The organism is Vibrio sp. 1F253, assembly GCF_041439295.1.
In the GTDB taxonomy this organism is placed as follows: domain Bacteria; phylum Pseudomonadota; class Gammaproteobacteria; order Enterobacterales; family Vibrionaceae; genus Vibrio; species Vibrio tasmaniensis_A.
Window position 1 is genome coordinate 1 of record NZ_JBGONU010000086.1, and the last position, 7,337, is coordinate 7,337.

The 7,337-nt window shown below is 39.8% G+C and carries 7 protein-coding genes and 1 pseudogene; 5 read left to right on the forward strand and 3 right to left on the reverse strand.

Translation table 11 applies throughout. From position 1 onward, the window contains the following. Positions 1 to 53: 53 nt before the first annotated feature. Positions 54 to 602, forward strand: a pseudogene (locus ACED28_RS22220) (DUF6279 family lipoprotein); the annotation flags it as partial. A gap of 82 nt (positions 603 to 684) precedes the next feature. On the opposite strand, the gene ACED28_RS22225 reads toward ACED28_RS22220, so the two are convergent. The 3 genes from ACED28_RS22225 to ACED28_RS22235 form a co-directional block, all read right to left on the reverse strand. Beyond that, a complete protein-coding gene (locus ACED28_RS22225) occupies positions 685 to 1,308 on the reverse strand; it encodes a PolC-type DNA polymerase III (RefSeq protein ID WP_371710770.1) in 624 nt (207 codons plus the stop codon). 70 nt (positions 1,309 to 1,378) lie between these two features. Next, positions 1,379 to 1,780, reverse strand: coding sequence for a PPC domain-containing DNA-binding protein (locus ACED28_RS22230; protein ID WP_102582521.1), 402 nt, complete (start codon positions 1,778 to 1,780; stop codon positions 1,379 to 1,381). 112 nt (positions 1,781 to 1,892) lie between these two features. Beyond that, a complete protein-coding gene (locus ACED28_RS22235) occupies positions 1,893 to 3,089 on the reverse strand; it encodes a DEAD/DEAH box helicase (protein WP_371710772.1) in 1,197 nt (398 codons plus the stop codon). A 167-nt stretch (positions 3,090 to 3,256) separates the two neighbouring features. Between ACED28_RS22235 and bluB the strand changes: the two genes are divergently transcribed. From bluB to ACED28_RS22255, 4 genes are all read left to right on the forward strand, one after another. Further along, a complete protein-coding gene (gene bluB / locus ACED28_RS22240; protein ID WP_371710773.1) occupies positions 3,257 to 3,925 on the forward strand; it encodes a 5,6-dimethylbenzimidazole synthase in 669 nt (222 codons plus the stop codon). 87 nt (positions 3,926 to 4,012) lie between these two features. After that, on the forward strand, positions 4,013 to 4,414 hold the full coding sequence (locus ACED28_RS22245; protein WP_371710774.1) for a hypothetical protein: 402 nt from the start codon (positions 4,013 to 4,015) through the stop codon (positions 4,412 to 4,414). A 118-nt stretch (positions 4,415 to 4,532) separates the two neighbouring features. Next, positions 4,533 to 6,515: a patatin-like phospholipase family protein gene (locus ACED28_RS22250; RefSeq protein WP_371710775.1), complete on the forward strand. Its 1,983-nt coding sequence runs from the start codon at positions 4,533 to 4,535 to the stop codon at positions 6,513 to 6,515. Then, positions 6,516 to 7,190, forward strand: a complete 675-nt coding sequence (locus ACED28_RS22255; RefSeq protein ID WP_371710776.1) for a hypothetical protein — start codon at positions 6,516 to 6,518, stop codon at positions 7,188 to 7,190. It abuts the gene before it with no gap. Positions 7,191 to 7,337 lie beyond the last annotated feature (147 nt).

Below are 7,337 nucleotides of genomic sequence, written 5' to 3' on the forward strand. Positions count from 1 at the left end.
AAATACGCGAAACGGGGTTGTTCTATCTTTAAATTTAATTACGCAACAAAGCCGACCATATTCGCTCAATCGTTAGTAAGTTCTCTCCTGATATTTACGCTTTAAGCATGCAGTTTAACCCTAAACAAGATAATGAATTCTTAAAGAACTTTAGGGAAAAGCAGCAAGAATATTACGAAGAAAGATTATCATTGAATGATGAAGATTCGAGAGAACGTTATCGAAGTCGAATTGAAGATCGGTTAGAGCGATGGCTAGGATCGGTATCGAAAGAGCAAAAGCAGATTATTTCAACTTGGTCTCAAGAATGGGTAAATACCAACGATAACTGGCGCCAATATCAAAATAATACCTACCAAGATTTATCGACACTGATAGAAAAGAAAAGCGACTTAGATATAGCTCAGCCGATTATTATGAACCTGCTTCTGAACAATGAAGCTTATTACCCTGAAGGACTTGAGCCTGAGCTTAACAAGAACATGCAGACATCAGCCAATTTTTTAGTCGATATCGTAGAAAGCAGTACTAATAAGCAGTGGGCTTATTTCATGAGTGAATTAGCAAGCCTTAAAGGAACATTTGAATCACTGCAGGAGTAGAGTCTTCTTTCGTTCTAAAGGCTAGCTGTTATCCATGCGACTAGCCTTTCAATCACCCCTGAAGGGGAGAGAGTTTAGACATTTAACTTCTGTTGCTCATCAGAAGTTTTGGAATTGAACCTTTAGCGGTCTTAGATATTTTCTGCATCAGTTGAAAACTCGGCTGTTGAATGCCGTGGTTCTTTTGAAGCTCATCAATCATCAATAACCATAACCGTGCTGTCATTTCTGAATCGGCTAACGCTCTGTGGAAAGTACCGTCGTTGTCGATATTTTTAAAACGCACAAGGTCGCCTAGCTTATGAGTCGGTGCGTCTTGGATGAGACGGCGAGCAATCAACATTGAGCAAGCGAACTTGCCTGTGTAGTCTCTGCCAATAAAGTCTAATTCCGCATCAAGAAAGCGCTTATCAAACGATGCATTGTGAGCAACAAGTTGGCTGCCTTGGATAAAGTCTGCAAACTCATCCATTACTTCACTGCAACTGGCCGCAGTGCTTAACATACGATTACTGATCCCGGTATAGCTTTCAATGAACCCGCTAACACGAAACCCTGGGTTCATGAGCTGCTGGAAGGTGTCGACGACTTCGCCGTTAACTAATTTAACCGCACCGATTTCAATCGCTCGGTCACCCATGTTTGGTGATAAGCCTGTGGTTTCGAAATCGAGAACGATAACGGAGTCTGCGGAGTTTGGAGCCATCGTGTTTCCTAATTACTATTGGGTGGTATCGCTTTATATGAGGTGTTTGGTGCTGCTATCAGTGAAGCTATTATGTGTTACTGCTGATCGTGAGCTCAGTGTAACCCGTCGTATCATCATGCTCTCTGTTGAAGGTCAAAGTATCGTAACGGTGCACAATCAATTCAGCGGTGGTGGCGATAATCGTTCCCTCCAACAGATGACCGCCAATCACGTCACCATTTTCATCAGCAACGGATATATGAATATGCTGGTGGTTCGGGGTTAGCGTTGCCATCACAGATACGATTTCGAATGGAGCTTTGATTAGCTTGGTGTTGTTCGCATTAGCCAGACGAATATTGAGTTGAGAAACACAACCGACGCACGACGCGATAGAACCTGCCGAGATGTTCTGTGTGGTCACTAGTTTTTGGAGCTCAAGCTTTAGATCTTGGCCTCTAGTTAATCTCGTTGCGATAGGAGTGATCATCTTATTGCCTCAACTTTATATGTATTTCTAAGAGCAAAACGAAGCCACATGGGCTTCGTTTTATTTTCATTTTGGCTAATGCGACTTTTTCATTTTCTATAGCTGAAATTACTTAGTCTTGTTGCTGCTCTCTTTTCTTCTTAGGAACGAAGTTCAATACAGAGATTGGCACTTCTTTGCGTGGTTCGAAACCTTCAACAACGCGACGTTCAATCAAGTGACCCAGGCGCTTTTCAATGATGCACAGGTTCTTGAAGTTATCTTTCGATAGGAAAGAGATCGCTTCACCAGATGCATCAGCACGGCCTGTACGACCAATACGGTGAACATAATCATCTGCTGGGAAAGGCATGTCGTAGTTGACTACGCGGCTTAGGTTATCGATATCGATACCACGAGCAGCAACACCCGTTGCAACTAGATATTTTAGACGACCTTTCTTAAAGTCAGCCAGAATCTTTTCACGAATCGCTTGGCTACGCCCACTGTGGAAAGCTTCAGCTTGGATGCCACGCTTTTCAAGTTGGGCAACTAACTTAGCCGCGCCGTGTTTGGTCTCGATAAAGATAAGCGCTTGGTCCCATTCACCGTCAGTGATCATGTGGCTTAATAGCGCAGATTTGCGGTCTTTATCGACGGTTACCAACCATTGCTCAATGTTCGCTTTAGAAGCGTCAGTTTTGGCAATTGAAATCTCTTCCGCTTCACTGATTGCGCTTTTCGCTAGCGCACGAACTGGCGTTGATAGCGTTGCTGAGAACAAGAGGTTTTGAATGTTTTGTGGCAAACGCGCGATGATCTTGTTGATGTCTTCGATGAAACCCATGTCTAGCATGCGGTCAGCTTCATCAAGAACCAGTACTTCAACTTCATCAAAATGAACGGCACGTTGTCCGTACATATCGATTAAACGACCTGGAGTTGCCACAAGAATATCGACACCTTCGATCAAGCGGTCTTTCTGGTGTTGGTAAGACACGCCACCGTACATCGCTAGTGATGTTAGGTTTAGGAACTTCGCGTATTTAGTAATGTTCTGTTCAACCTGAATCGCAAGCTCACGAGTTGGTGTCAGAATAACAGCGCGAATACGTTTTTTACGTTGTGTTTCACCTTTACTTAGCATTTCTAAGATAGGGAGAACAAAGCTCGCAGTTTTACCTGTACCTGTTTGTGCAGCAGCAATTAGGTTCTTACCAGAAAGCACAATCGGAATTGCTTTTTCTTGAATAGAGGTTGGCTTTTCATAGCCTTGTTTTGCAACGGCTTTAACAATAGGTGAGCTTAATCCAAGCTTGGAAAATGGCATAAGTTTCTCGGTATGATTTGGCTAAATAGCGATGGAAAGGTTCAACAATCTTATACAAGGATAAGATTAATGGCGGCATTCTACCATGTTGCTTGTGTACCGCTAGTAACATAGACACTTTAGTTGGATAATACTGGCTCAATAAGACGACGATAAGACAGGGATGTATGGAAATTACGCCGAATGAACGCGATGCAGTATATAAAACGATTTTCTCTCGCCGAGATGTTCGTGGACAGTTTCTTCCAGAAGAGATCCCTGAAGATGTGTTGATGCGTGTGTTAACCGCTGCGCACCATGCTCCCAGTGTTGGATTTATGCAGCCTTGGGACTTTGTCGTTGTCCGTGATATCGAAACCAAACAACAAATCAAAGCCGGTTTTAATCAGGCTCATGCAGAATCCGCGGAAATGTTCGCCGATGAAAAGCAGGCGATGTATAAGCGCCTAAAACTAGAAGGCATCGTCGAATCACCTATCGGTATCTGCGTGACTTGTGACCGTAATCGAACCGGAAAGGTCGTGCTAGGTCGAACCATCAAACAAGAGATGGATCTGTACAGCACCGTGTGTGCGGTTCAAAACCTATGGCTCGCAGCAAGAGCCGAAAACCTCGGATTAGGGTGGGTGAGTATCCTGCATGACTCAACACTGCGAGACGCATTAGATATCCCAGAAAACATCGATATTGTGGCGTACTTATGCATCGGCTACGTTGACCACTTCAAAGATAAACCCGAACTCGAAACCATGGGCTGGTTACCAAGAAGAGACGTCAATTCAGCGATTCATGAAGGGAAGTGGAACCCTAAGCAGTTAGAGATAGATGGAAAGTAATTACTTCATCAAACTTGCTGATATCTTTTTTAGACATAAAATTGCGTTACCAAGCGATCATCGATCTGGACTCAAGTGATTTCCACGATGTCGGTAACGGATTCTCGCAGCGTAGTGGGGGATCGCTGGCCTTGGTTGAGTGCTTACAAGGCAAACCTATACCAAGTCACCCTGATTGAAGCCAACACACTAATGGAAACATGGCGAGGCCGATACCTAGACAAAGCACTAGAGGCCTTGGTGGTAACAGAGGCAACTCATCTGTTCGGCCAAGTTTGCCCTGAATGTAATGGCAGCGGTAAATACATTGCCAAGAACCGAGCAAGCAGAACCTGTCCATGCTGCGATGGTGGCCGTATAGGCTGGACACAAGAAACCCCCGCTTTGCTTACTTCTGCCAAACCTTACCGGTTACCTTCTCACGCTTTAAGAAGTACTAGTCTATTTCAGGTAAGTTGGTTAAACGCTTGGTGGATAAGCGCAGTGTAGCCGCTTTGGCGTTGCAGGGAAGGTATGAGCAAGAGAAAGTAGTTCAAGAGGGAGAATTGAATATGTTAATATCAGTTAATACAGTTACTTATTAACATTTATTTCTAAGGGCGGCTAAGTGGACGGAAAAGATCAATTGAATCAAACTATGAACTTTAAAAACTGCTTAGGGGTTTTTCAGGGAGGGGGTTGTAAAGCACTTGCATTCGTAGGTGCTTACAAAGAAGTGAAAAGAAGAGGGGGTAATTTCTCTGAAGTTGCGGGCACCTCTGCTGGTTCGATTTTTGCCGCGTTGATCGCAGCTGGAGCGACTCCAGATTATTTAGAAAACTTACTATTCAATGTAGATTTTAAAAGCTTTAAAGCTCCTGCAGATAAAGGTATATCTAGCAAGTTTGGATTTAAGGGGTTTGAAAAAAGGAGGAAGGCTGCAAGTATCTTTACTGGGAATGATAGTGATTTACAGAAGATACTGAATATTCTAGATAACCTGGGCTTGTATTCTTCAGAGGAACTAGAAGTGTGGTTACGGAAAGAACTGCAAAAGCTATTGAACATTAATGACCGAGATGTCTGTTTTAATGACCTTAAGCTTCCATTACATGTTATCGCCACGGATATAAATAAACAACAACAGATAATCTGGAATAATAGTATCAGTGGTGGAGGAGAGTCAGTTGCAAAAGCTGTAAGGTCATCTTGTACAATTCCTTTGTACTTTCAGCCTGTTGATATGAGCTATCTTGACGGTGGTTTAGTTAGTAATCTTCCATCTTTCACTCTCAATGATGGAGAAAGGCACTTTGAAAAAATATTGTGTTTTACATTAAGCGGTAAAGTTGAACCAATAAAGTGTTTTAAATCTTATTTTCAGAGCGTAGCGAGTGCTGTTATAGATGGTGCAATTAACATTCAAGAAATGCTGCAAAACAATACATACAACATTGTAATTAAAGATTTGGATGTTAGTACGACAGATTTTGAACTAATTAATGATGACTTGATTGTTGATACCATTTCTAAAGGGGTAAAAGCTGCAGAAGATTTTTTCAATAATGAAATGGAAGAAATTAGTAAGTCAGAAGTTAAGGATGACAAAAAATTAACTCGCGATCATATAATGAACTCAGTTGTCATGGAAAATGTTGGTTTTTATAATAAAGTATATTTGTGTTTTGATAATACGAAACTTATTTATAGCTTATTCCCGACGATTCTTGGTTGGCTAGTAGAAGGTATGAAAATAACTTTTATAACAAAAAAGATGTCAAAGATGGAAGACAAGGATGCAGAGCATGAAAAATACCGTCGGTTTCTAATTAATAGGTTTGGAATTAATTTAATCGAAAGAGAATCTGTTCCCTTCAATGCTTTTTTGTTTAAAGGCGAGAAAAACAAAGCGATTTGTTTATATAAAGGCGATGACCTTAAAAGGAATATCGGTAATGGTGCTATTTATGACGGAACTCGTGACTTGTATGTGAACGAAGCGTTGTTCAATGAGCTTGGTATTCCTGAAAATGAAAATCAGGTTCATGACGAAATAGAACGTAACAGGAAAATATTTTCTATTGAAAAGAAATCTAGTGAAAATCATATTGATAAATTGAAAAGTGTAGGTCATTATCAAAACGGAAGAATTACTTTTGAAGAAAAGGTGATTAATTTGGATGATATGAAGTTGATGACGAAATATGTTGAGTCATATAAATACAACCAAATTGATAAGTTTAATGTCTTACTTGGTAAATATAATCTGGATTTATTTGAACCTAGTGTTATTAAGTTTTCTGATGGTGTTGAATTTTTAATAACGCCCATTGTTTTGGAAAGGCATGGTGGTAATCACATAGTAATTAAAGGTAATAGTCGATTAAGCTATTTATTTAGAGAGATTAAAGAAACGTCATCTTTTAAAGCAATTGTTGCAAGTGGTGTTACAACACCTCTACCATCGATAGGAAGAAATTACCCTATTGGTGATATAATTGTCACTACTAAATTTAAGAAAGGTGAAACACGATACGAAAACTGGATATATGATAACTTTCGTGATATCGAAGCCTGTGTAAGAAATCCCAAATCATTTGAGGAACTATAAATGAGAAACGTTAAATGTTACTTAGAAATCATAAATAGGAATCCGAAAATAGATGTGCTTAGGGTTTTTAGATTTTCTTCTAATAATAAAGTTCAAGATAGAGAGCGAAATTCCAGCAATAGAAATATGGGTATTATTAATAGGGCTCTTTATGAAAAAGAAAGGAAAGGTTCGAGTTTTTGGGAGTCTTTGTTTTCTCTAGCTGAGGGTGGTGAAGTATTAGATAAGTGTTTTATGAAAAATGCACTTTTCCACAATAAAAATGAAACTTATACACATTTGACAAAAGTTGATTTTTTGAATTTTATTTCTTCTGATATACATGAAGATGTTGCAATTAACTCGAAAGTTATACTTAGTGATGGGTCTGAGCGTCATATACCAATGCTTGACTTTAAAATTAAATCAAATAATCAGAATTTAAAAGTTGTTAAAGATGTCTTGCATATTTTGGGTTTGAAAGGTTATATATTTGATAGCGGTAAATCTTACCATTTTGTCGGCTATAACTTGATTACAGAAAGTGAGTTATTAGACTTGTTAGCGTATTTTATATTATTGCAGCCAATCTCTGATAAGGCTTGGGCGACTCATCAAATACTGGAACGTTCGGCATCGTTACGTTTATCAAAAAAGTATGGACAATACCCAGAACTAATTGAATGTATAAATTGACAAATATTATTGTTTGACGCACGATTACCACATTAGAAAACCTCGCCTAACCAGCGGGGTTTTTTCGTTTCTACTGTTTTTAACTGACAAAGGGCTTTGTTGCGTAATTAAATTTAAAGATAGAACAACCCCGTTTCGCGTATTTCT

Coding starts and splice junctions, on each gene's coding strand:
- ACED28_RS22255 (WP_371710776.1), top strand. CDS start 6,516: ATGAGAAACGTTAAATGTTACTTAGAAATCATAAATAGGAATCCGAAA.
- ACED28_RS22235 (WP_371710772.1), bottom strand. CDS start 3,089: ATGCCATTTTCCAAGCTTGGATTAAGCTCACCTATTGTTAAAGCCGTT.
- ACED28_RS22230 (WP_102582521.1), bottom strand. CDS start 1,780: ATGATCACTCCTATCGCAACGAGATTAACTAGAGGCCAAGATCTAAAG.
- bluB (WP_371710773.1), top strand. CDS start 3,257: ATGGAAATTACGCCGAATGAACGCGATGCAGTATATAAAACGATTTTC.
- ACED28_RS22245 (WP_371710774.1), top strand. CDS start 4,013: ATGTCGGTAACGGATTCTCGCAGCGTAGTGGGGGATCGCTGGCCTTGG.
- ACED28_RS22225 (WP_371710770.1), bottom strand. CDS start 1,308: ATGGCTCCAAACTCCGCAGACTCCGTTATCGTTCTCGATTTCGAAACC.